Below are 24,362 nucleotides of genomic sequence, written 5' to 3' on the forward strand. Positions count from 1 at the left end.
GCCGGATCATCCGGCCCTTTTTTGTTGCGCCCGACAACAGCTAAGCAACGATACTATCAGGCAGCCTGAGTGTCGGATTGCTGGCGGCTCCAAAGCTGCGCGTAGCGCCCTTCCCGTGCCAGAAGCGCATCATGCGCACCCTGTTCGACAATCTCACCGCTTTCCAGAACCACAATCTGATCCGCCTCGGCAATCGTGCTGAGCCTATGGGCAATGGTAATGACCGTGCGGCCCTCACCCGCGCGGGCCAGGGCATCCTTGATCTCTTGCTCGGTGTCCGTATCCAGTGCCGAGGTCGCCTCGTCCAGCAGCAGGATGGGCGGGTTCTTAAGCAGCGTCCGGGCAATGCCAACGCGTTGCTTTTCACCACCAGACAGTTTCAACCCGCGCTCACCAACCTTGGTATCATACCCCTCGGGCAGAGAGATTATGAATTCATGTATCTGCGCTGCGCGGGCGGCTTCTTCCACATCTGCCTGCGTCGCGCCATCCCGACCATAGGCGATGTTGTAGCGGATGGTGTCATTGAACAGGACAGTATCCTGCGGCACCACACCGATAGAGGCATGCAGGCTGTCCTGTGTCACATCGCGCACATCCTGGCCATCAATCTTCAGCGATCCGCCGGTAACGTCGTAAAACCGGAACAGCAGACGGCCTATCGTCGACTTGCCCGAGCCGGTCGCACCCACAATGGCCACTGTCTGCCCGGCCGGGACGGTCAAGGACACACCTTTGAGGATTTCGCGTTCAGCCTCATAGCCGAAACGCACATCCTGCAAGGTAACCTCACCCCCGTTGACCTGAAGGTCCGGCGCTGCTGGCTTGTCTTCAACCTCGGCAGGTTGTTCCAGCAGATCGAACATCTGCCCCATATCAACCAAAGACTGCCGGATTTCACGATAAACAGTGCCCAGAAAGTTCAATGGTACGGTGATCTGGATCATGTAGGCATTCACCATCACGAAATCACCCACGGTGAGTGAGCCGTTTTGCACCCCGATGGCGGCCAACACCATGACACCGATAAGACCGCAGGTGATCAGGAAGGACTGTCCGAAATTCAGAAATGCCAATGAATAGGCCGTTTTCAACGCTGCACCGGCATAGGCTTTCATCGACACATCGTATCGCTCAGCCTCACGCGTTTCCGCGTTGAAATACTTGACGGTTTCAAAGTTCAACAGGCTGTCGATGGCGCGCTGGTTCGCTTCGGTATCCTGATCATTCATCTCGCGCCGCAGCTTTACGCGCCATTCGGTGACAGCAAAGGTAAACCAGATATAGAGTGCGATCGTCACGGCCACGACGACCAGATACCAAACGTCAAACAGCCACATCAGGATGATGGCGACCAGCAACAGTTCCAGAATCAGCGGCCCGATTGAGAACAGCAAGAACCGCAGAAGAAAGTCGACGCCTTTAACACCACGCTCGATAATGCGGCTGAGCCCACCGGTACGGCGCGAGACGTGATAGCGCATCGAAAGCTGGTGGATATGCTGAAACGTCTCCAGCGCCAGCGCACGCAAGGCCCTCTGACCCACCGGCGCAAAGGCTGCATCTCGTAGCTGCTGAAAGCCCACCGTCAGCATCCGGGCAACACCATAGGCGACGGTCAACCCGACTGCGCCCAGCGCCACGGGCGGCACCCCTTCCCCGGCCAGTGCATCGACCGCCCCTTTGTACAGGATCGGCGTGTACACAGCGATCAGCTTGGCCAGCACCAGCATAGCCATCGCAATCACAACCCGGCGTTTCACCCAAGGCTCATCCTCGGGCCACAAATAGGGCGTGACCTTCCGGACCGTCCGCCAGCCCGAGCGGCGTTCGTCGATCTCGGCCATTTCGTCAGAAGTCATAGGGGACGTCCGTCTCATCACGTGCCTTATCTGCGGTCAGAGATATCGTCTGGCCCCAAAAGGGCCAGACGTTTTTTATTCGGGGATCGTAAAAATCTGCCCCGGATAGATGAGATCAGGATCACGGATCAAATCGCGGTTGGCATCGAACAGGCGCACATACAGGACGCCATCGCCAAAACGTTCACGCGAAATCGCCCACAAGGTATCCCCTTTTTGCACAGTAACCTGACGGATAGGGGGTGTTTCAGCGGCGGCGTCCGCGGTTGTCGCAGCGTCTGCCGCTTGCAGAACTTCGACAGGCTCGCGCTTGAACGGAGTCTCAAGGCGGCTGACAACGGTACCATCGGTGGCGACCTCATCCACGCGCAAGGTGTAGACACCAGGTTCAATCCCCTGCAACTCACCCCGCCAATTGCCACCTGCCTCTGGTGCGACATCCGCAACAAGACGGTTGTTCAGGTAAAGACGCACGGCGGAGCCGTCGGTGACCCGGCCTGTCAGCTGAACATCACCCGTATCGGAATAACCGATCGTATCCAGTTCCACCTGCTCTGGCGCTGTCGGTTCCGTCGAAGGAGATTGAACCAGTTCAACCCCTTCCTCGCCCGAGCGCAACACGGCCACTTGCTGATCATCTGATGTGGTTTCAGCCGGTGACGTGCTTTCGGCCGCAGCCTCAGCAACCGCAGACTGTTGGGGCTGTTCCCCAGCGTCTGTGGTGTCAGAGGCGTCAGACGAGTCCGGAGTGTCAGCCTCGTTGTCCTCGGGTGTTACCGCAGGATCGGCGCTGGCGACCTGCTCTTCTTCAACAGGTTTCGGCAGGGCCGCAATCAAGTAGTCGTCGGTTTGTGCCGTGGTTTCTCCATCCGACGTTTCCAACACCAATCCCCGCGCGGCCTCACTGAACGGGATCGAAACAAATTCGGCAAACTGACCGGTATTGTCGACCGTAAAGCTGTGCACAGCTTCACCATCCAGCAAAACCCGAATCTCACTCCCGGGCTCGGCCTCACCCGACAGCAACGCATTGCCATCTTTCTCAACAAAGATCTGATCCAGGACAGGTGCGGCCAATTGCTGTGTATCTGCGACGGAGTTGTCTGCCTCGGTGTCAGCCGCGACCTCTGTCGAGTCGTCTGGTTCGGCAGGGGTGTCTGTCTCTGCCGTCTCGGTGTTCGGCTCTGCCGCTTCTGGCGCAGGGGTATCTGCCGCTTGTTCCTGAGGCACATCCGCTTGTTCCGGCGCGCGGCTAAAGGTGCCGGACAGGTATGCCCCACCTAAGCCCAACAGCGCGACTATTGCGACAACCACCCCCCAAATGAAATTGCCCGAACTTCCGTTTCCCGACTTGGCGTCCATTGTTTTCCTTTCACCCCGCAGCATAAACACATGGTTTCTGAATGTGTTCAGGCGGGCAGTTGAGCCAATTTATCAATCCCGCTATCACGGGTCAAAACCTCTGACACAACCCCGGAGCGCCAAATTCATGTTTCAGAAGTCTGTCTGTGTGTATTGCGGGTCACGCGATGGCGCTAACAAAGCCTATGCCAACGCGGCCCGATCGCTTGGAACTCTGCTGGCCGAAGAGGGCTGGCGCCTGGTCTATGGCGCCGGTGATGTCGGCCTGATGGGAGAGGTTGCGCGCGCAACCCAAACCGCAGGCGGAGAAACTTTTGGCGTCATACCCGTGCATCTGGTTCAACGCGAGGTCGGCAAAACCGACCTAACCCATTTCGTGATCACCGAAACAATGCACGAGCGTAAGAAAGTGATGATCATGAACGCTGACGCGGTGGTAGTTTTGCCCGGCGGCCCCGGATCGCTGGACGAATTGTTCGAAGCGCTCACATGGCGACAACTGGGCTTGCACGACAAACCCATTGTTGTGGTGAATGTGGATGGATATTGGGACGCTTTAAAAACGTTGCTGGATCAGGTCGTAGATCAGGGCTTTGCCGAACAGTCGCTTGCCGCGTTTGTCACCTGGGTCGACAGCGCCGATGCGGCAATAGCCGCCTTGCGCGAACAAATCTAACCGCACGCGGCACGGCTGGGCGGCATGCGCCGCCCAAACAGGGCTACGCTAAACGGTGTGTGGGCTTAAGACTCTGCCTCAAAACCTGTTCGACCTTGTGGAGCGGGTGGTTCGTCAGAGTCTTGTCAACCTCGGCCACAACTTTGGCCAGTACCTCGCTGTGCAACCGCCGACGCAGCAGACCCAGAACATGCGGGCTTGCGACCAGAACAAGGCGCTTATAGGCACCCTTCAGCCCTTTGCGGTTCAGCAGGGTCGCGAGTTCCTGCACAAACAGAGATTTGGCATGGGCCTTCCAAGATGGGTCATTCAAGACCGACTTCTGGTTGGGTCCGCCATCATTGCGCCGCCCTGCCCGGTCAGAAGGCGGTGCGGCTGGCATGTCTGTTTCTTCGACTGAAACAACAACCAGATTGGGATCTTCGGCATCGGTGATGTTCTCCATGAACAATGCCTTCTCCCCATCTGCGACAATGACCCAAGTTCCCTGTGAAAGTGCGACCATCGAGATCTCCTGTTATGATGTTCTTTGTGGCGCATCCCTCGTCAATCAGGCGGGGTTGGTTCCCACGTTGCCGGACGCATCCGACGCGTTGCCTGTCTGTTGGTATGTGGTTTGCGGCTCTCCCGGACCGCTTCACCTTAGGTAAGCATTGCAGGGCCGCATTCAATCCCGTCTCAGGATGAAACTTCGTTCATGAACGGTTTTTCGCAGCAAAAAGGCCTGCCGACGTCTCCGCCAGCAGGCCCTTGATGACCCTTTATCGGATCGTTGGGTCACATCCGCGATGCGACGTTTTCCCAGTTCACCAGATTGTCCAGGAAGTTCGACAGGTAAACCGGACGCTTGTTGCGGAAATCGATGTAGTAGCTGTGCTCCCACACGTCACAGCCCAACAGCGCGGTCTGACCAAAGCACAGCGGGTTCACGCCGTTTTCGGTTTTGGTCACGGCCAGCGATCCGTCAGCATTCTTGACCAGCCACGCCCAGCCAGAACCGAACTGACCGGCACCCGCGGCACTGAACTGCGATTTGAACTCATCGACCGAGCCGAAGCTTTCAACCAGTGCTTTTTCCAGCTCACCCGGCATCGCGTTGCCATCGGGGCCCATCATCTCCCAGAACTGGTTGTGGTTCCACAGCTGGCTGATGTTGTTGAAGATACCGTTCTGCGCGACGGCGTTTGCATCGTAGGTACCTACGATGATCTCTTCCAGCGACTTGCCGTCCCACTCGGTGCCGGCGATCAGCTTGTTGCCATTGTCGACATAGGCCTTGTGGTGCAGGTCGTGGTGAAATTCCAGTGTTTCGGCAGACATACCCTTGGCTGCCAGCGCGTCATGTGCATAAGGAAGATCAGGAAGTTCAAAAGCCATGTCGGCCCCCTGTTGAAATGAATGTTGCGGTTTCCAAAGGTTAAATGCTTTGGCAAGCGCCGCAGGTCAAGAGCTGCGACAAGAAAACCCGGAGACCCGCGATGCTGACACAGGCGCGAAAAATGTTTTACCGCGCCCGCGGATACTATGCTGGGAACCTGAATGGCGAAGCATTTCGTCTTGATCCCTATCATTCCAAGTTCTGGCGCAAAGCGTCAGTCGGCAAATGGGAACCCGAAACCTTTGCGGTTCTAGACAACTATCTGTCGCCCGAAAGTGACTATCTGGATATCGGCGCCTGGGTCGGACCAACTGTTCTGTATGGCGCCCGAAAAGCCCGGCATGTCTTTTGCTTTGAACCGGACCCTTCGGCCTATCGGTTTCTGGCGTGGAATCTGGACCTGAACCAGATCAGGAACGTCTCGGCCTTCGGGGTCGCCCTGTCTGACAGGTTCGGCATGGCCCGAATGGCTTCGGTTTTTGGCGAACCCGGAGATTCGACCACATCCCTGCTGCACGACGAAACGCATGGGAATGACGCGCTGACGATCACATGGGAGCAATTCCAGTCGACCTGTGACCTGTCGAGGGTTTCACTGGTCAAAATGGATATTGAAGGGGCAGAGTTTTTTGTACTGCCAACGCTGATACCCTGGCTCAAACAGCACCGCCCGACGTTGCTGCTGTCGACACATGCGCCATTGCTGAGCGAGGAAGAGAGATCAGACAGGATGAAGCATCTGGCCGATCTGTTGTCCTTCTATGATACCTGCCAGAGAGAGGGCACTGGGTCCGATCACTCGATGAAAGATGAGAGTGCTTTGAACGGTTTCCAGACTTATCTGTTCACGTCTTAGTGCGATGAGAAACCGCCAGCGGCGGATCATCGGGAAGAGCGCCCAAAACGCTCCTCCGTCAACGACCAGCATATCAGTACAACGAGTGTGTATTCACCACTTTGCAACTACCGACACCACTGGGTCGGTTCGTCACATTCGCCTGCGGGAAGCGTGCGACCATCTCAAATTTATTGGTCTGCGGGTCCAACATAGCGGTGTAGGAAAGACGTACTTGGCCACCCGCGCTGGCCATCAGGCTGACCCGCCAATTCATCTGGTACTCACCGCGACGATTGACCTTGAACTTGGTGTCTTTGGGCTGCTGCTCGTTCCGACCCGCCGCTCTGTTATCCTCGCGGATCGCTCCATCATAAGCCCGAGCACGCTTGTTTGCAGCATCAACGCTCAGCCAAACCTCGGGGGGAATCCATCCCCGAGCTTCCATACTATGAAGCTTACATTCATAGTTCACAACTTCGGCTTGAGCCGCAGCGGCGAACATAAACAAACCAATCGCAAGAAGTTTCATTTTCATTTTAAGCACCTGTTTCGTTAACTGGATGGTGTTGGAACCTGTGTGCATTTGCCCCGCGCAAAACCGTCGCGCGGCAGATATGCGGTTTGCGAAGAGGATTGCGCCGTCGCCTTCATCGTTCTGCGATCCAGAAACACCGTGAATTCCTGAGTGAGCAGGTCGATCGCATCAATGCGCGACTCGTTCGACGCATAGCTTCTGCCGGTCGAGGTATAGACATAGTCTTGACCGACCCAGGCAACTGACAAATTTCGTATGCTGTCGCGCTTAACCCTGGCGGGCCCCGGTCGCGTGTCGATATCCGGCATCCAGATCTCGTGAATAAAGGCCGAACGACCGTATTCATCGACCGAAAACACCAGAAACTCCGGCGTAGGTTTGTTCGCGAGACCACGGCCAAACTTACATTCATAGGTTTCTTTGAACGTTTGAGCGGATGACATAGCCGGTAAGGTCAGCCCAAGTACCAGTGCAAATAATATCTTTTTCAATACCTTACTCCATCATTCTAATTGATAAACTGCACTTCAACACACGCGCCATTGGCATTCCCGTCATGCGAAGCTTGTACATTCGATTTCGAACTGGCTATTGCCTTCATCGTCTGACGATCCAGGAAAATCGAAAATTCTTGGCGACCTAAATCAAGAACCATCCTGCGAGGGTCACCACCTCTGGTTCGCCTGCCGGTTCGTGAAAACGTATAGGTGTCGCCCGGCCAACTGATCGAAAGTACCCGAAAGCTGTTTCTGTTGATTGAGGCCGATCGTTTCGGCGTGTCTATACCCCGCATTTCGACTTCATGTAGAAGAGCTGATTGCCTTCGTGCATCAGTTGAAAAAACAACACGTGTCGGAGTTGGCCGATTTGCCAAGCCTTTTCCAAAAACACATTCAAATGTCTCGGAATAGGTCTCGGCGATAGTCACGTTAGGTATAGTTGAAATGGCGATTAAGCCGCTTACGAATAGTCTAAAGAATTTCACAACAAAGTTCTTGTATTTTAGCCTTTTAGAGATCGCTACCCTAGTCTGCTGACACCCGCAATAGGAGAAATCTCGTGGAGGCAGTCGCGACAAAATCTGTTGCGCACCTCACACTCAATTCGCTTTGCATAAGAACAAAAAACCATGGCCACCTGTCCGGGACAAGGCGGCCATGGATCAAAACTTCAGATCTGCGGGTTGGTCAATAAACGCCGACCTCACTGCCGGGCTGTGCTGCAACCTTGAGCAGTTTGAACACGTAGTCAGCGGCCGAGCGGAAGCAGACCACGCGGAAGCTTTCGGTGTCATCCATCCAGAATGCTCCTGCCACCTGTGCCAGACGCGAGCGGCGGATTTGGCCGGGTTGGAAGGCGTCGCCCGAGAAATCGACCGGAGCGACTTTGCCCATCACCTCGCGCGCGGTTGCACCGGATACGCGAAACACCGCGCGGGCATCCGAGACGTTGACAGCCAAGGCATGCGTTCCGCCCAAAGCGTTGGTCATGGAGGCCAGTTTGGCCTCGACCTCAGCATATGGGACCAGCACCAGCAATTCGTCCGGGGACATCCAGCAGACGCCGGTATCACCGCTGACCAATGCCTCATGCTGGCCGGGCACTTTCTGACCGGTGGCGTCTTTGATCGCCTTGGCCAGCACCTTGTCGGATTGGTTGCCACGCAGGGTGATCATGCCCTGCAGACCGCATTCTTCGACCTTGGCGATGCCCTGATAGCTTACGTGGTTCAGTGCGCTGATGGGTTCAGACATTCTGCTTCTCCCCGTCTTTGTCATAGAAGATCGGGTCCACGATCTTGGCTTTGTAGGTTTTGCCGTCCGTTCCCGGGAACTCGACAATCTCGCCCATCCGGTCGGGCCCATGCTTGATCAGGCCCATGGCGATGCCCTTGCCAAGATTGGCCGAGTAATAGGTCGAGGTCACGCGCCCGATCATGTTGCGCTGACCGTTGGCATTAACGCCCTCGCCCACCGCATAGGCCCCATCTGGGATGACCGAACCGTCCACAGTCTCCAGCCCGACCAGTTTCCACCGGTCCGGATCGGCCATGTGGCTGCGCGAATGGGCGCGCTTGCCCAGATAATCCTCTTTCTTCTTGGACAGAGCCCAGTGCAGCCCCAGATCTTGCGGGATCACGGTGCCGTCGGTCTCATCCCCGATCATGATAAAGCCCTTCTCGGCACGCAGGATGTGTAGACATTCGGTGCCATAAGGCATCACGCCGAATTCCTTGCCGGCCTCTATCAGCGCATCCCAGAAGGCCTGACCCTGGCTGGCAGGTACTGCGATCTCATAGGACAGCTCACCAGAGAATGAGATGCGATAAGCGCGGCAATCGAAGTCACCGATCTTGCCATCGCGCCATTCCATGAACGGCAGGGCCTCTTTGCTGACATCCATGCCACCCAGTTTCTCAAGCACCTTGCGGGCGTTGGGGCCGACCACGGCGACCTGCGCATATTGCTCAGTCACGTTGGCGACATAGACTTTCCAGTCCCACCACTCGGTCTGCAGCCATTCTTCCATGTGACCATGGATACGCTCGGCCCCTCCGGTGGTGGTGTGGCACAGCCAAGTATCCTCATCGATCCGGGCCACAACGCCATCGTCGATCAGGAAGCCGTTCTCGGAACACATCAAGCCATAGCGACATTTACCGATCTTCAGCGTGGACATCATGTTGGTGTACATCATGTCCAGGAACTTGCCCGCATCGGCGCCCTTGATGATCAGCTTGCCCAATGTCGATGCATCCAGCAGGCCGAGGTTTTCGCGCGTGTTCTTCACCTCACGGTTCACCGCGTCATGCACGGATTCACCGGGACGGACGTAGGCATAGGTGCGGCGCCAGTGGCCGACCGGCTCCCAATCGGCGCCGTTCTTGTCATGCCAGTTGTGCATCGGGGTTTGGCGGATCGGCTGGAAGATTTCGCCGCGCGCTTCGCCCCCGATCGAGGCCAGCGAGATCGGTGTATAGGGTGGACGGAAAGTGGTGGTGCCGACCTTCGGAATCTCGGAGTCCAGCGCATCAGCAAGGATCGCCAGGCCATTGATATTGCTCAGCTTACCCTGATCGGTCGCCATGCCCAGCGTGGTGTACCGCTTGGTATGTTCAACGCTTTCGTACCCTTCTCGCGCGGCCAGTTGAACGTCCGAGACCTTCACGTCGTTCTGGAAGTCCAGCCAGGATTTGGCGCGCAGTTGGATTTCCGCATTGGCAGGCATCAGCCAGACGGGTTCCATCGGTGCCTCAGCGGTGGTTTCACCCTCAGGGGCCTTGGTGCGTTTGGGTTTGTGCCCGGCCGCTTTCGCCGCAGCCTTGCCTGCCGCATCCGCGTCAGTCAGAACGTCACCCAGCGCAAGCGGCCCGTTCGAGCTGCCTGCCGCCAGAACAAAACCTTCGCCGTCCGCACCCAGCGGGGGCCGGGAGGGATCGGGACGGAAATGGGCATTTGCATCATCCCAAATCAGCTTACCACCGCAATGCGACCACATGTGCACAACCGGGGACCAGCCACCGGACATCGCCACCGCATCGGCCTCGACCTCTTCACGCGCGCCGCCAATGCCTTCCTGATTGCAGATGGCAACCTTCTTGACGCGCTTGCCGCCTTTGACTTTGGCGATGGCTTTACCCGGATCGACACGGATGCCCAACTGGCGCGCCTCTTCGGCCAGCGGACCCGCCGCGGCGCGGGCATCGACCACGCGCAACACGTCGACACCCGCCTGTTTCAGGATAATCGCGGTACGGTAGGCGTCGTCATTGTTGGTGGCCACGATCACGCGCTGGCCAGGGGTCACGCCCCAGTTCACAACGTAATCACGCATGGCCGAGGCCAGCATCACACCCGGAACGTCGTTGCCCGCAAAAGACAAGGGGCGTTCAATCGCACCCGTAGCAGTCACGACCTGCTTGGCACGGATGCGCCACAGGCGATGACGCGGGCCCTGGGTGCCAGGTTTGTGGTCAGTCAGACGTTCATAACCCAGCACATAACCATGGTCGTAAACCCCCGCGCCCATGCAGCGGGTGCGCATGGTAACATTGTCCATCGTTTCAAGCTCGGAAACCAATTGTTCCACGAACTTATCCACAGGCTCACCATTGATCGAACCGCCATCAACCGGAGCACGACCACCCCAATGCGTGGTCTGCTCGATCAGCATGACCTTGGCACCAGACGCAGCCGCCACCTTGGCCGCTTGCAGGCCTGCCACGCCACCGCCGATCACCAGCACATCGGTGAAGGCGTAGAAATGCTCGTACGTATCCGCATCGCGGCTGTCCTTGTCAGGCGCTTTGCCCAGACCGGCGGATTGGCGAATGAACGGTTCGTAAACGTGTTTCCAGAACGGTTTCGGGTGGATGAACGTCTTATAATAGAACCCGGCAGGCAGGAACCGCGCCAGAGCGGTGTTCACCGCACCGATATCAAATTCCAGGTTCGGCCAGTGGTTCTGCGAGATCGCGGTCAGCCCATTGAACAGCTCGGTCGTGGTGGCACGCTGGTTCGGTTCGAAACGGTTGCCCTGCCCCAACCCGACCAGCGCGTTCGGTTCCTCCGCACCGCTGGCGACCATGCCGCGCGGGCGGTGATATTTGAACGACCGGCCCACCATCATCTGGTCATTGGCCAGCAGGGCGGAGGCCAGCGTATCGCCCTCAAAACCCTGCATCGAGGTGCCGTTAAAAGAAAAGGTAACCTTTTTCGACCGGTCAATCAGCCGGCCTTGTTTTGCGAGACGGGTGCTCATGGTGCGGACCTTTCGCGGGTGGAGACGTCGGAGCCTCCGGCGGGAGTATTTTTGAACAGGTGAAGCATCAGGAGAACTCTCTCCACGACCAGCCGGGACGTTTGGCTGAGATGGCGTCTTTGATTTCTTGCGGTGGCTCAGTGGTCTGGGCCGGATAGGTTCCGTAGACCTCAAGCGTTTCCGTATCGCGGGCCGCAATGAACCATTTGCCAATGCCATAGGCATGCAGCCAAAGTTCGAAATGCACACCGCGCGCGTTTTCGCGGGTGAACATGTAGCTTTCAAAATCCTCATCCGAGGAACCCGGGCCGAAACGCTTACGATGCGCTTCACCGCCACAATGGAGTTCGGTCTCATCCAGCATCGCGCCAGTGAACGGGCATTTGAGTGTCAGCATCTTGCCACTCCTAACTTGCAATTTCCAACCCACGCACCCAACTTCAATACATGGGTATTTTGACAATCGTTTTGACCGTATTGGGCACATTCATCTTTTTTGGAATGATCGCCTTCCTTGTTTTCCGATCTGAGGAAAAGAAAGCTATCAAACCGATATCCACAGCACCAAAATGCTCGGGTAGCGCCCACGAAGCAGGTTTTGAAGACTGACATCAGTGCGCCACCCCGGCGGCGACGCTTTCGTCGATAAAGCGGCCCTCTTTGAAACGCTCCATCGTGAAGGCTTCGGTCAGCGGTGAATGGCCGGTGGCCATGAGCTGTGCCATACCCCAGCCTGAACCCGGAATGGCCTTAAAACCACCAGTGCCCCAGCCGCAGTTGATAAAGCAGTTGCCCAGCGGTGTGGTCGACAGGATGGGCGAGCGGTCGCCGGTCATGTCCACGATACCGCCCCACTGACGCAGCATTTTCAAGCGCGAGATCATCGGGAAGGTTTCGATCAGCGCGCGCACCGTTTCCTCAATGTGGTGGAAGCTGCCGCGTTGGGTGTAGTTGTTGAACCCGTCAGTGCCGCCGCCGATCACCATCTCACCCTTGTCGGACTGGCTCATATAGCCATGCACAGTGTTGGCCATCACGACCACATCCATGCAGGGTTTGATCGGCTCGGACACCAGCGCCTGTAGCGCCACGGCCTCCAACGGTAGACGGAAGCCCGCCATATCGGCCAGTTGCCCGGAATGGCCAGCAACCACGATACCCAGTTTGTCGCAGTCGATCGCACCCTTGGTGGTGTCGACACCAACGACGCGGCCGTTTTCTGACCGAACCCCGGTGACCTCGCATTTCTGGATGATGTCCATGCCCATGGCCGAACACGCACGCGCATAGCCCCAGGCCACCGCATCGTGGCGCGCGGTACCGCCGCGTTCCTGCCAGAGCGCGCCCAAAACCGGATAGCGCGGGCCGTCGATATTGATGATCGGCACCAGCTGCTTGACCCGCTCAGGCCCGATCCATTCGGTTTTCACCCCTTGCAGGGCGTTCGCATGCGCCGTGCGCTGGTAGCCGCGAATTTCGTGCTGGGTCTGGGCCAACATCATCACGCCACGCGGGCTGAACATGACGTTGTAGTTCAGGTCCTGGCTCAGATCCTCATAGAGGCTGCGGGCCTTTTCATACAAAGCGGCCGATGGGTCCTGCAGATAGTTCGACCGGATGATGGTCGTGTTCCGACCGGTATTGCCACCGCCCAGCCAGCCCTTTTCGATGATCGCCACGTTCTGGATGCCATAGTTCTTGCCAAGATAGTAGGCCGTCGCCAGACCATGCCCGCCCGCACCGACAATGATCACGTCATAACGTTTCTTGGGTTCAGGAGACCGCCACGCGCGTTCCCATCCTGTGTGATAGCGCAACGCTTCGCGCGCAACAGCAAAGGCTGAATAGTGTTTCATAAGCGAATCCATCCGGTTCGGTGATTGGGCGCAGATATGCCGTGAAGCCGCAAAATATCTCTGCCATACAACGCCACAATATCGCACTATTGCGACATGTCGTCCATTCGCGGCCATTTGTCCCTTTTGTCAAGCGACCAGCGGGTCTAAGTCAGAGCAACCACTGCGGAGGGGCCATGACGTTCTGGGTTCTGATACTGTCCATCGCGCTGCTGATCGCAGCCTTCCTAAGCTACAGCTTGCTGCGCGGTCGCCGCGATGCCGAGCCCGCCGCCGCCTATGACCTGCGGGTCTATCGAGAGCAGCTGGCCGGCGTTGACCGTGACTTGGCGCGCGGCGTGATCGGCGAGGCGGATGCCGAGCGGGTACGCACAGAAATCTCGCGCCGTATTCTGGCGGCAGATGCGCAGATGAACAGCAAGGCCTCTCAGACAGGACCGTCACGGGTGGTTTCTGCGGCGGTGATCGGTGGACTGACACTGGTACTGGTCGGCGGTGCGGCATTAATGTACCAGCGTCTGGGCGCCGTGGGTCTGCCGGATATGCCGCTTCAAGCTCGGATCGAACTGGCGAAAGATGTCCGTGAAAACCGGCCCTCGCAAGCGGTGGCAGAAGAACTGACCCCCGCGCCGCCGCCCAGGCAACTGGATGAAAGTTATACCCGTCTTCTCGGTCAGTTGCGCGAAACTGTTGCAGCGCGCCCGGATGATCTGCAAGGGCAAATGCTTCTGGCGCAACATGAAACCAACGCAGGCAATTTTCGCGCTGGGTACACAGCGCAAGAGCGTGTGATAGCATTGTCGGGCGACGCGGCAACAGCCGACGCTCATGCGGATCTTGCCGAGATGATGATCCTGGCGGCCAATGGCTATGTCTCGCCCGAGGCCGAGCAGGCCTTGACCCAAGCTTTGGACCGAGATCCGCACCATGGCCCTGCACGGTACTATTGGGGTCAAATGCTGGCGCAGGTCGGTCGACCGGACATCGCTTACCGCCTCTGGCTTGAAACCTTGCGCGATGCCCCCGCTGGTGCCCCCTGGGCCGGGGCGATCCGGTCTCAGCTGGATGATCTTGCCTGGCGCGCCGGTGTGTTTAATGCCCCGGAAATTGGCCCGGCAGCCGGACAACCTGGTCCAGGTCAGGAAGACGTCGCAGCCGCAGAGGAACTGACATCTGAGGAGCGACAAGAGATGATCCAGGGCATGGTGAGCCAACTGGCGGATCGTCTGGCGACCGAAGGCGGCACCCCCGAGGAATGGGCGCGCCTGATCGCAGCCCTTGGCGTTTTGGGGCAAGCCCAGCGCGCCATTGATATCCGCGACGAAGCCGTGCACCTGTTTGCCGGCAACTCCGCCGCCCTGCAACTGATCGAGGCCGCAGCGCTACAGGCGGGAATTGCGCAATGATCCATGATGAGTTCGAGGGTTTTGCTGCCTCACTGTCGCCGATGACGGCGCTGATGGGTCTGGACCTTGGCGAAAAAACAATCGGTGTCGCCGTGTCAGACCGCATGCGCGGCGTGGCAAGCCCGCTTGAAACCGTGCGCCGCAAGAAGTTCACACTCGATTCCGCCCGATTGCTAGAGTTGATTGCGGACCGTGAGATCGGTGGCATCATTCTGGGCCTGCCTAAAAACATGGACGGAACCGAAGGGCCCAGGTGCCAGTCGACCCGCGCCTTTGCCCGCAACCTGTCGCGTCTGACTGAATGCCCCATCGGGTTCTGGGACGAACGCCTCAGCACTGTTGCGGCAGAAAAGGCACTGTTAGAGGCGGATACGACACGAAAACGTCGCGGACAGGTTATTGATCATGTCGCAGCGGGTTATATCCTTCAGGGAGCGCTCGACAGGTTGCGCTTTTTGTAACGGGTCGGAGACCGCGCATGACGAATATGGTTTGGAAACGGAACGAGGTCGAAAGCCCCTGTATCCAAATCTGCGTCGTCCACCCGACTGAGCGGATTTGCACCGGCTGTTACCGCACCATTGACGAGATTTCTCGCTGGTCAAAAATGGACAGCACAGAGCGCGCGGAAATCATGGAAGACCTGCCCAACCGAAAGCCGCGTCTTGCGAAACGTCGCGGCGGTCGGGCTGCGCGTCTGAACGGGTTGTAGCCCGTCAGTTCGCCGTGTCGTGATGCTCTGGCAGTTTCGTACTTGCTACATCGTGAATTGGATGGCGGCCACGCAGTTCCTCGGCAAATAGACCCGCGATCTCGGATTGGCTTGTTTTTGGTTGATCTGGGGTCGTGACCTCATGATCCTCAGCCAGATCACCGGGCAGCGTCAAAACAACGCCGCGTGAGAGAAAGAAATTGTTTAAGACAGTCCTGAACGTCATTTCGAGCATCCTTTAGTGAATTAAATAATTAATGTCGCCGCGGGCAGCGTTCGAGCTGAGAGGGGTCGTGCTCAAGAACGTTTCCGGCGTGAGTGGTAACCCGCGGCGACAGCGCCGAGGTAGCCAGTTCGATCCTCAATTTTACGGGGAAAACTCTCGAATTTTGATCGCTTTTGAGCCCAAAGTCGAAATTTCAAACAAATACCCACAAATTCCCTTACGTCACAAATGACGCCTATCGACACCAAGCGCGCCAATAAGAGCACACCAATGCCTGCATTCGAATCGAATTTGTGCAGATCTCAGCCAGCAGCGAGCCAGGATTTGGCGTTTTCCACCTCAGTAGAGGGGAAAAACTGCGTGCGAACCCCCAGGATATGACGGGCCACGCGTTGTGCGATATGCTGCCACGCTGCATCGCCAACGATGGCCGCGCGATCCAACATACGGATGTGATTTCGAGCCAGACGGAAATGCGCGGCCAGGGCCGAAAGTCCCTGCCAGCCGTCAAACTCGCGCAGGTCAACCAGCAGGCGAAAGCTTTCGCGCCCTTGCAGAACCGCATCCAATGCCTGTTCCGCTTTGCTGTATTCATCCGGGTCCAGCTTGCCCAACAGGCTGATCTGAACACAAGGCCCGCCCAGATCGGTGACATGGATCGACCCCAGAGATTCACGCATCCACCGCCGTGCAGGTTCCAGTTCCGCCATCTCGAACACCTGCGTCGGACAGGGTAGAATTGGGGCGGCCAGCCGGATGCTGGTTTGCACCCAACCCTGATCGGCAATAACGGCGATCCGGTCAAACCCGCGCCAATGGCTGAGCCCCAGCTTGGTATCGGACCACGCGGCGCCCAGGTCATAGCCTTTGAACTCAGGCTGAACGATGACCAGCAACCTGACCGCTTCATGCTCGGCCAAGGCAGCTTCTATGGCAGGAACCAGTGTTTCGGAATAATCTGCGCTGGTGACTTCACCTGACAATTCGACTTCGATCAACGCGCCGTCTGAATTCGTATGAACCGTAATCATGGTTCGAAACCTCCACCCAAAATATGACACGAGGTTATGGAGATTCGATCCATTCGGCCACTCCCCCTGCGTATTCGGGGCGGAAATAGGCGATCATCCGTCCATCTGGCCCGGCCAAGGCCCCATCACCCCATGGGGCAACCCCATGCAGACAGTGGCGGTGCAGCAGATAAGCCTCACCCGGTTTGGCAGGCAGAGTGATCCGGGGGCAGGTTTCAAAAACAGTGCGGCGTGTGGCCTGATAGATATCGGTGATGTCGACGGTGTTCAAAACATCGCCCGCGTGGTCCGCCAGCGCATCCCGAAAGGCCGCGCCCATCGCCTTGTGGCTTTCGTCCCAAACAACCAATGGCGCGGCCTCATCGCTGGCCTCGGTTAGCGGGATGCCCAATATCCAAGCATGAGGTTCGTCAATCCGGCGTCGGCGATCCGGCCCCATGGGGCGCAATCCATCCACATGGGCGGCATCCCGATTGCGCCGATACCGCGCGGCAGCCTCGCTTTCACCCCGTCGGGGGCGTGGGTATCCGGGGTGGATGACCGATACCTGTCCCCGGTGTAATGGCAGCCGCCCAAAGTGATCCTGCAAAAAAGAGACGGCATTGCCCGCAAGCGGCGCTGAGCTTCCAACGCGACCCTCGGTATCATTCGGCAGCGCATCAACGCCAACAAACCAAGTTCCTTCGCAATCCAGCCAATCTGCAAGGGCGGGGTCGCGCACCGACTGCTGCGCGGCAGGCAGGGCATGTTCGACCCAGTCAGCCAACACCGGGTCATAAGGGAACTTCACCCATCCGCGCGACCAGAAATCACCTACCATCCCAGCGCCTTGCGCAACATGTTCAGCGCCACCAGCGTCAGGAAAACCGCAAAGACGCGCTTAAGCGGCTTCGGGTCCATCGCGTGAGCCAGCTTCACCCCCCAGGGCGCGGTGATCATGGTCATCGCCACAACGATGCCAAAGGCGACAAGGTTCACCGCGCCGATGGTCAAGGGCGGGCGATGTTCGGGCGCGATACCCAGGAACAGAAACCCCAGAACGGATGGGACCGCAATGATCACGCCAAAACCGGCCGCCGTCGCAACGGCCCTGTGGATGGGCGTGTTGTAGAGGCTCATGAGCGGGACACCAAAACTGCCCCCTCCGATCCCCATCAGGACGGACAGAAACCCAACCGAGGGCGAAAGAGCCGCGCGCTTGATCCCCTTGGGCATCGCATCGCCCAACCGCCAATCGGATTTTCCCAACCCCAGATAGGCGCCGATCACCATGCCCAACACCCCAAACAACGCCTGCAGCGCCTCGGTCCTCAGGGCCGACGCGACCAGAACACCGAAAACCGCCCCCACGGCGATGCCCGGCCCCCAGCCGTGCAGGATATCCCAATCCACAGCACCCTTTTTGTTATGGGCCAGGACCGAACGGATAGAGGTGACGATGATCGTCGCCAACGACGTGGCCAGGCACAGCTGCATCAACTGCGGCCCGCCATATCCCAGTGTCTGGAAGGCATAGAAGAACGCCGGCACCAACACGATGCCGCCCCCTACCCCCAAAAGCCCGGCCAGAACGCCCGCAAATGCTCCGATCACAAGCAAAAGGCCCAGCATCTGCGCCAGCAACATCGTATCGGGCATACTTCCCCCCAAGAACCGGCAGCGCCGGTGTTATCTTTTTAAACCTCGGCCAACAGCGCGACGTGGTCCAAAGCCCTCAGCATCACCTCGGGCCCGGCCCCCTCATGCACCGCCCCTTCGGACAAGGACCGCCGCCACGCCCGGGCCCCCGGGCGGCCAGCAAACAGGCCAAGCATATGCCGGGTGATCTGGTGCAAACGCCCCCCATTGGCAAGGTGGCGTTCGACATATGGCACCATGTCCTGAACAACGGCAATTGGATCCACAGTCGCGCCGGTCCGGTAAATCCTCATATCCGCCTGAGCCAGAATATCGGTTGGCTGATGATAGGCCGCACGCCCGATCATCACGCCATCCAACCCTGCCTCAAGATGCGCCTCTGCCTGATCCAGCGAGGTGATCCCACCATTGATCGAAATATGCATATCCGGAAAGTCGGCCTTCACCTGATGCACCAGATCATAATCAAGCGGAGGGATATCCCGGTTTTCCTTTGGGCTGAGACCTTGCAGCCAGGCCTTTCGGGCGTGGATCGTCACCCGCATACATCCTGCCGCGCGGATTTGGGTCAGAAAATCCGGCAGAACCTCTTGCGGCTGCTGATCATCGACTCCGATCCGGCACTTGACCGTCACATCAACATCCACCGATGTCCGCATCGCTGAAACGCATTCGGCCACGCGACCCGGTTCTTTCATCAAGACCGCACCAAAGGTTCCGGATTGCACCCGATCCGAGGGGCAGCCGCAATTCAGATTGATCTCATCATACCCCGCATCTGCTCCAAGCCGCGCCGCCTGTGCCAGCTCCTCAGGATCGGAGCCGCCAAGCTGCAGCGCCACGGGATGTTCTTCGGGATTATAGTCGAGTAAATGCAATGCCCCACCCCTTACCAGAGCGGGTGCAGTCACCATTTCTGTGTACAACAAGGTCTCGCGACTGAGCAGCCGATGCAGGTACCGGCAGTGACGATCCGTCCAGTCCATCATCGGCGCAACAGACAGTCGCGCTGCGTTTATTGCCTTGCCTGTCACAGCAAAACCCCCGTCAATTTCTGTATGACCAGCATTGGGAATGCCAGCATGAGAACGCGCATCTTGCGCACGGCCTGCTGGGTCTAACCTGTATTTATCCGGATTGCCAACGGACATCTAATCGGCTCAGAAGGCCCTCAGTCAGGAATCCCATATCGGCTAATCATCATCTCAACGCTGCTCTCTATCGTCTCGGCCATCTCGGCCTCGCTGAGCACGGAACCGCTGAACAACAAGGGCCAGAACGCACGCGCCTTGATCAGGCCGATGAACTCCTTGCCTGCCTGTTCAGGATCATCAATATTCAGTTTGCCATCCTCTGCCGCGCCTTTCAGCATGTCGACAAAGGCCGCTGTTTTGTCCAGCTTGCCTTGCGCTTCGGCCGCAAGCCTCGGGTTGCGCAATGTTTCGCTTATTACCATGCGCGACATGGCGATGACCTCGGGCAGCATCAGAATGCGCCCTTCGGCCCAGGCCAGCTCTGTCATCTGTTCGCGTATGTCCCGGTCTGAATCGTACTTGATTTCGACCACTTCCGCGAACCTGCTTGACAACTCCACGACAATGGATCGAAAGAGATTTTCCTTGCTTTCAAAGTACTTATAAAGTGTCCGCTTGGAAACCTCAGCCCGTGCCGAGATGCGATCCATACTGGACGCGGCAAATCCCTTTTCAAGGAATTCGGCTACGGCTGCGTCGATAATCTGCGCGTATTTTGACGCATTCGGCGCGCTGCATTCGTTCATGGCAGAGCTATAGACCCATTGACCTGCGCAGGTCAAACACTACGTAAACTCACCAGTTTACAGAGAGCGCTTACTGTGCCACATGTAAACGCGCCAGTTTACCGACTCAGGTAACAGCCAACAGGAGACGACCCCCATGGCCCTTTCACTGAAACTGAACGGCGAGACCCATACGGTTGACGCCGAACCCGGCACCCCCCTGCTGTGGGTAATCCGGGATGAGCTTAAGCTAACCGGAACCAAATTCGGTTGCGGCGTTGCCTCATGCGGCGCGTGCACTGTTCACGTCAACGGCGAGCCTGTCCGGTCGTGCCAGACCTATGTCGAAGATGTGGAGGATGCCGAGATCACCACAATCGAAGCCATCGGCGACGACAAAATCGGCGCGGCCGTGCAACAAGCCTGGGTCGAGCTGGATGTGGTGCAATGCGGATACTGCCAATCCGGTCAAGTGATGTCAGCTGTGGGTCTTTTGTCTGAAAACCCAAAACCCAGTGCTGAAGAAATCGACGAATACATGTGGGGCAATGCGTGCCGCTGCGCCACCTATCAACGCATCCGTGCTGGTGTTCAGCGCGCATCTGAAATTCTGGAGGCCTGATCATGACCATCAACACCTCCCGCCGCGGGTTCCTGAAAGGCGCCGCAGCAGCCAGCGCCGTTTTGATTATCGGCGCGCGCCCCGATGGCGCGCTTGCCGCTGCATCATCTGATAGCGCTCAGCTAAACCCATTTGTCAAAATCGACGCGGATGGCACCGTGACCGCAATCGTCAAGCACTTTGAGATGGGACAGGGCCCGGCAACCGGCCTGCCAACCATCATTGCCGAAGAACTTGGCGTGACGATGGATCAGATCGAATACGAATTCGCCCCGTCTGATCCGCAGGTTTACAACAACCTACTGTTCGGCCCGTTCCAGGGAACTGGCGGTTCGACTGCGATTGCAAACTCATGGATGCAATACCGTCAGGCAGGTGCCGCCGCGCGCGAGATGCTGATCAATGCTGCTGCTCAAAGCTGGGGCGTTGACCCAAGCGGTGTCACCATCAAAGACGGGATCCTCACTGCTGGCGACAAGACCGCCCCGATTGCAGATTTTGTGGCCGACGCGTCTCAACTGGAGGTGCCCGCAGAGCCCCGCCTTAAAGACCCGTCAGAGTTCCGATTGATCGGCAATGACAGCGTGCGCCGCAAGGATTCAGCGATCAAGGGCAATGGCCAGGCGAAGTTCGCGATGGATGTGCATCTGCCAAACCAGATGGTGGCCATGATCAAGCGGCCAGAGTCGCGCGGTGGCATCGCTTTGGGCTTTGACGACAACGCATCGAAAGAGATCAAAGGCTATATCAACGCAGCTGTTCTGCCCAATCAGGCCGGTGTCGCTGTTTACGCCGAAAACACATGGGCTGCGATTCAGGCGCGAGACATGCTTGAGGTCGAATGGGACATGTCAGCGGCAGAAACCCGTGACTCGGACCAGATCAAAGCCGAGATCATGGCCGCACTGGAGGCAGAGCCAGAGTTCAACGTGAACCAGGCCGACACCGCCGCGATCACCGCAGCCATTGATGATGCGGACACCGTCATCGAACAGTCGTTCTACTTCCCGCTGCTGGCCCATGCGCCGATGGAGCCACTGAACTGCACCATCGAACAGACCGCCGAAGGTGACATCATTCTGCATGATGGCGCACAGATGCCGACCGGCCCGCACATGGCCTACCAACAGATCTTCCAACTGCCGCCAGAGAAAATCCAGATCAAGACAATGCTGGCGGGCGGGTCCTTCGGACGCCGTGCGACACCGGATGCAGACTATCAGGTCGAAGCTGCGCTGGCCTTTGTGGTCACTGATCGGTCGCGCCCGGTAAAACTGGTTTGGACGCGTGAGGATGACATCCGCAGCGGCTACTATCGCCCGGCCTTTGGCCACAAGGCGCGGGTTGGTCTGGACACGGCTGGAAACATCGTCGGATGGCAGCATCAAGTAGCTGGTCAGTCGATCATGAAGGGCACGCCGTTCGAATCCTTCTCGGTTCATGACGGCGTCGACCACAGTTCGGTCGAGGGTATCGCGGACAGCCCCTACAATATTCCTAGCATGGCTCTTGGCCTGACGGATACGCCCAAGGCAACCTCGGTTCTGTGGTGGCGGTCGGTGGGGCACACCCATACCGGATACGTCATGGAGGTCATGATGGACCTGGCGGCTAAGGCAGCGGGTCGTGATCCGGTTGAATTCCGTCTCTCTTACCTGGCTGATGGTGATGATCCAGATCAGGCGCGCAAAGCAGGCGTCTTGAAACTGGCGGCAGAGAAGGCCAATTGGGGCAATCCTGCTGAAGGACGGGCTCAGGGTATCGCTGTGCACAAATCCTTTGGCTCCTACGCGGCACAGGTTGTCGAAGTGTCCGGTGACCCTGAAGCAGGGATCAAGATCGAAAAGGTCACATGTGCGGTGGATTGCGGGATCGCCGTGAACCCTGATGTTGTCCGTGCCCAGATGGAAGGCGGCATCGGTTATGGCATCGGTCACGTGATGCGCGGTCAGATCACACTGACCGGCGGGGCCGTGGATCAATCCAATTTCCCCGATTATGAGCCGCTGAGGATCGGTGATATTGCCGCCATTGATGTGCACATCGTACCATCAGCCGAAGCCCCAACGGGTGTGGGTGAGCCAGGAACGCCCCCGGCCGCGCCTGCTTTGGCCAACGCGATCAACACTCTGTCCGGCGTTCAGATTGCGGCGCATCCGATGACAGAGGACGGCATCAGCTTCGTCTGATCTTACTGATCACATATCGCAAACTGCGCCGCCCCTTTGGGCGGCGTTTTTCTTTCTACAATGCCTCCTTGAATAATTTGATCAAATTTCGTGACTTCAACAACTCGCTCGGATACACCTCAAGTAGTCTGAAGAACGGAACTGCTAAATGGACCTGAGCACATTGCATAATTTTCGCGTCGCGGCCTGCGATCTGAACGGTCAAATGCGCGGCAAGCGGGTTCCACCAAGCTATGCGGACAAGCTGTCAAAGGGAGCGGTAAGGATGCCGTTCTCGGCCCTGAATGTCGACCTCTGGGGCGCAGATATCGAAGGCAGCCCGCTGGTGTTTGAAAGTGGCGATGCAGATGGCGTTCTGCTGCCAACGGAACGGGGGCCTGTCCCGATCCCCTGGCTGGGCGCGGAAACAGCATTGGTTCCCATGTGCCTTTACGACGATGCAGGTACTCCGTTCGCGGGTGATCCAAGGCATGCCCTGTCGGCCACACTGTCCCGTTATGCCCAGCGCGGCTGGGCCGTCATTGCCGCCACTGAATTGGAGTTCACCCTGCTGGACTCTTCCGGCCCTCACCCCCAGCCTCCTCTGAACCCTGTGACCGGTCGTCGCCTGACGGATGAAGCGGTGTTGTCGGTCGCGGAAATGGACACGTTCGAGGCGTTTTTTACCGATCTCTATGATGGCTGCGCCGCGATGGGCATTCCGGCACAAACTGCCATATCCGAGAGCGGTATCGGCCAGTTCGAGATCAACCTGAACCATCAGGATGCGATGCGCTGTGCAGACGATACGTGGCTTTTCAAAGCCTTGACACGTGGCCTTGCCCGCAAACATGGGTTTGCCGCAACATTTATGGCGAAACCTTATGCTGGCGATGCGGGAAACGGGATGCATGTGCATTTCTCGGTGGTGGATGCTGATGGGCGAAACATCTTTGATGATGGCGGCCCCGAAGGCACCGCGCTGTTGCGCGCGGCCGTTGCAGGCTGTCTGGCGGCCATGCCAGCCAGTAGCCTGATTTTCGCACCACACGGCAATTCCTACGTAAGGCTGGTGCCCGGCGCACATGCACCCACAGGCGCAAGCTGGGCCTATGAAAACCGGACCGCAGCCATCCGGATACCGGGCGGCGCACCAGCCGCCCGGCGTATCGAACATCGTGTTGCCGGCGGTGATATCAACCCTTACCTTATGCTGACCGCCGTACTGGGTGCTGCGCTGATCGGGATCGAAGATGATATGAAGCCGCCCGCCCCGATCACCGGGAATGCCTATGAGGTGGACGGGCTGCCACAGCTTGCAAGCAGCTGCTCCGAAGCCATTAACCAATTCGAGGCCGACCCGATCATGACCCGTCTGTTTCCACCCGCGTTAGTCCGCAACATGGCCCTGACCAAACGGCAAGAGATTACGCGCTTTGCTGACCGCCCCGAGGATCAGCATTGGCTGAGTTATCTCGAAGCTGTCTGAGCCCCCTTGCCCGGTCCACACGACTCGGGTATTTCTGAATTTG

Annotated in this window: 24 protein-coding genes; 8 read left to right on the forward strand and 16 right to left on the reverse strand. The window is 58.0% G+C overall.

Translation table 11 applies throughout. From position 1 onward, the window contains the following. Positions 1 to 56: 56 nt before the first annotated feature. Entirely contained in the window at positions 57 to 1,862 is a 1,806-nt protein-coding gene (locus tag AC2FFE_RS08605; protein ID WP_496817377.1) for an ABCB family ABC transporter ATP-binding protein/permease, read from the reverse strand. A gap of 75 nt (positions 1,863 to 1,937) precedes the next feature. Further along, positions 1,938 to 3,224 carry a LysM peptidoglycan-binding domain-containing protein gene (locus AC2FFE_RS08610; RefSeq protein ID WP_496846408.1) on the reverse strand — a complete coding sequence of 429 codons (1,287 nt, stop codon included), beginning with the start codon at positions 3,222 to 3,224 and terminating at the stop codon, positions 1,938 to 1,940. A 127-nt stretch (positions 3,225 to 3,351) separates the two neighbouring features. Between AC2FFE_RS08610 and AC2FFE_RS08615 the strand changes: the two genes are divergently transcribed. Continuing rightward, the gene (locus AC2FFE_RS08615) at positions 3,352 to 3,900 is read left to right on the forward strand and encodes an LOG family protein (RefSeq protein WP_496817375.1); all 549 of its coding nucleotides are present in this window, start codon (positions 3,352 to 3,354) and stop codon (positions 3,898 to 3,900) included. A 43-nt stretch (positions 3,901 to 3,943) separates the two neighbouring features. Here the strand turns inward: AC2FFE_RS08615 and AC2FFE_RS08620 are convergent, their stop codons facing one another. Next, positions 3,944 to 4,405: a baeRF12 domain-containing protein gene (locus tag AC2FFE_RS08620; protein ID WP_496846409.1), complete on the reverse strand. Its 462-nt coding sequence runs from the start codon at positions 4,403 to 4,405 to the stop codon at positions 3,944 to 3,946. Between the two features lie 272 nt (positions 4,406 to 4,677). Continuing rightward, entirely contained in the window at positions 4,678 to 5,277 is a 600-nt protein-coding gene (locus AC2FFE_RS08625) for a superoxide dismutase (RefSeq protein WP_496846410.1), read from the reverse strand. Between the two features lie 122 nt (positions 5,278 to 5,399). Between AC2FFE_RS08625 and AC2FFE_RS08630 the strand changes: the two genes are divergently transcribed. Beyond that, positions 5,400 to 6,134: an FkbM family methyltransferase gene (locus tag AC2FFE_RS08630; RefSeq protein WP_496846411.1), complete on the forward strand. Its 735-nt coding sequence runs from the start codon at positions 5,400 to 5,402 to the stop codon at positions 6,132 to 6,134. A gap of 73 nt (positions 6,135 to 6,207) precedes the next feature. Here AC2FFE_RS08630 and AC2FFE_RS08635 read toward each other — a convergent pair whose 3' ends face one another. From AC2FFE_RS08635 to AC2FFE_RS08660, 6 genes are all read right to left on the reverse strand, one after another. Further along, a complete protein-coding gene (locus AC2FFE_RS08635; RefSeq protein WP_496846412.1) occupies positions 6,208 to 6,651 on the reverse strand; it encodes a hypothetical protein in 444 nt (147 codons plus the stop codon). Between the two features lie 17 nt (positions 6,652 to 6,668). Further along, complete coding sequence (locus tag AC2FFE_RS08640) at positions 6,669 to 7,142, reverse strand: hypothetical protein (protein ID WP_496817370.1); 474 nt, start codon at positions 7,140 to 7,142, stop codon at positions 6,669 to 6,671. Between the two features lie 696 nt (positions 7,143 to 7,838). Next, on the reverse strand, positions 7,839 to 8,405 hold the full coding sequence (locus AC2FFE_RS08645) for a sarcosine oxidase subunit gamma (protein ID WP_496846413.1): 567 nt from the start codon (positions 8,403 to 8,405) through the stop codon (positions 7,839 to 7,841). Next, entirely contained in the window at positions 8,398 to 11,412 is a 3,015-nt protein-coding gene (locus AC2FFE_RS08650) for a sarcosine oxidase subunit alpha family protein (RefSeq protein WP_496846414.1), read from the reverse strand. Before AC2FFE_RS08650 ends, AC2FFE_RS08645 begins: the two co-directional genes overlap by 8 nt. A 67-nt stretch (positions 11,413 to 11,479) precedes the next feature. After that, a complete protein-coding gene (locus AC2FFE_RS08655; protein ID WP_496817367.1) occupies positions 11,480 to 11,809 on the reverse strand; it encodes a sarcosine oxidase subunit delta in 330 nt (109 codons plus the stop codon). Positions 11,810 to 12,023: 214 nt separating this feature from the next. After that, entirely contained in the window at positions 12,024 to 13,268 is a 1,245-nt protein-coding gene (locus tag AC2FFE_RS08660; RefSeq protein ID WP_496846415.1) for a sarcosine oxidase subunit beta family protein, read from the reverse strand. Between the two features lie 176 nt (positions 13,269 to 13,444). On the opposite strand from AC2FFE_RS08660, the gene ccmI reads away from it, so the two are divergent. From ccmI to AC2FFE_RS08675, 3 genes are read left to right on the forward strand one after another with little or no spacing between them, the layout of a single operon-like run. Then, on the forward strand, positions 13,445 to 14,674 hold the full coding sequence (gene ccmI / locus AC2FFE_RS08665) for a c-type cytochrome biogenesis protein CcmI (RefSeq protein ID WP_496846416.1): 1,230 nt from the start codon (positions 13,445 to 13,447) through the stop codon (positions 14,672 to 14,674). Continuing rightward, the gene (gene ruvX, locus AC2FFE_RS08670) at positions 14,671 to 15,135 is read left to right on the forward strand and encodes a Holliday junction resolvase RuvX (protein ID WP_496817364.1); all 465 of its coding nucleotides are present in this window, start codon (positions 14,671 to 14,673) and stop codon (positions 15,133 to 15,135) included. The genes ccmI and ruvX overlap by 4 nt, the downstream gene beginning before the upstream one ends. A gap of 17 nt (positions 15,136 to 15,152) precedes the next feature. Beyond that, on the forward strand, positions 15,153 to 15,386 hold the full coding sequence (locus tag AC2FFE_RS08675; RefSeq protein ID WP_496817363.1) for a DUF1289 domain-containing protein: 234 nt from the start codon (positions 15,153 to 15,155) through the stop codon (positions 15,384 to 15,386). 4 nt (positions 15,387 to 15,390) lie between these two features. On the opposite strand, the gene AC2FFE_RS08680 is transcribed toward AC2FFE_RS08675, so the two are convergent. The 6 genes from AC2FFE_RS08680 to AC2FFE_RS08705 form a co-directional block, all read right to left on the reverse strand. Next, positions 15,391 to 15,612, reverse strand: coding sequence for a hypothetical protein (locus AC2FFE_RS08680; protein ID WP_496846417.1), 222 nt, complete (start codon positions 15,610 to 15,612; stop codon positions 15,391 to 15,393). A gap of 302 nt (positions 15,613 to 15,914) precedes the next feature. Further along, positions 15,915 to 16,643, reverse strand: a complete 729-nt coding sequence (locus tag AC2FFE_RS08685; protein ID WP_496846418.1) for a SpoIIAA family protein — start codon at positions 16,641 to 16,643, stop codon at positions 15,915 to 15,917. A 34-nt stretch (positions 16,644 to 16,677) separates the two neighbouring features. Beyond that, complete coding sequence (locus AC2FFE_RS08690; protein ID WP_496846419.1) at positions 16,678 to 17,463, reverse strand: hypothetical protein; 786 nt, start codon at positions 17,461 to 17,463, stop codon at positions 16,678 to 16,680. Continuing rightward, positions 17,457 to 18,281, reverse strand: a complete 825-nt coding sequence (locus AC2FFE_RS08695) for a sulfite exporter TauE/SafE family protein (protein WP_496817359.1) — start codon at positions 18,279 to 18,281, stop codon at positions 17,457 to 17,459. Before AC2FFE_RS08695 ends, AC2FFE_RS08690 begins: the two co-directional genes overlap by 7 nt. 38 nt (positions 18,282 to 18,319) lie before the next feature. Continuing rightward, positions 18,320 to 19,432: a tRNA dihydrouridine(20/20a) synthase DusA gene (gene dusA / locus AC2FFE_RS08700; RefSeq protein WP_496846420.1), complete on the reverse strand. Its 1,113-nt coding sequence runs from the start codon at positions 19,430 to 19,432 to the stop codon at positions 18,320 to 18,322. Between the two features lie 20 nt (positions 19,433 to 19,452). Continuing rightward, positions 19,453 to 20,061: a TetR/AcrR family transcriptional regulator gene (locus tag AC2FFE_RS08705; protein ID WP_496817318.1), complete on the reverse strand. Its 609-nt coding sequence runs from the start codon at positions 20,059 to 20,061 to the stop codon at positions 19,453 to 19,455. A 136-nt stretch (positions 20,062 to 20,197) separates the two neighbouring features. Between AC2FFE_RS08705 and AC2FFE_RS08710 the strand changes: the two genes are divergently transcribed. The 3 genes from AC2FFE_RS08710 to AC2FFE_RS08720 all read left to right on the forward strand — a co-directional run bounded on the left by AC2FFE_RS08710 (position 20,198) and on the right by AC2FFE_RS08720 (position 24,319). Continuing rightward, positions 20,198 to 20,662: a (2Fe-2S)-binding protein gene (locus tag AC2FFE_RS08710; protein ID WP_496817317.1), complete on the forward strand. Its 465-nt coding sequence runs from the start codon at positions 20,198 to 20,200 to the stop codon at positions 20,660 to 20,662. A gap of 2 nt (positions 20,663 to 20,664) precedes the next feature. Beyond that, positions 20,665 to 22,851, forward strand: coding sequence for a xanthine dehydrogenase family protein molybdopterin-binding subunit (locus tag AC2FFE_RS08715; protein ID WP_496817316.1), 2,187 nt, complete (start codon positions 20,665 to 20,667; stop codon positions 22,849 to 22,851). 148 nt (positions 22,852 to 22,999) lie between these two features. Further along, positions 23,000 to 24,319 (forward strand): glutamine synthetase family protein, encoded by a 1,320-nt coding sequence (locus AC2FFE_RS08720; protein WP_496817315.1) that lies wholly within the window; start codon positions 23,000 to 23,002, stop codon positions 24,317 to 24,319. Positions 24,320 to 24,362 lie beyond the last annotated feature (43 nt).

The sequence above is a fragment of the Ruegeria sp. YTSA168 genome (assembly GCF_059610045.1).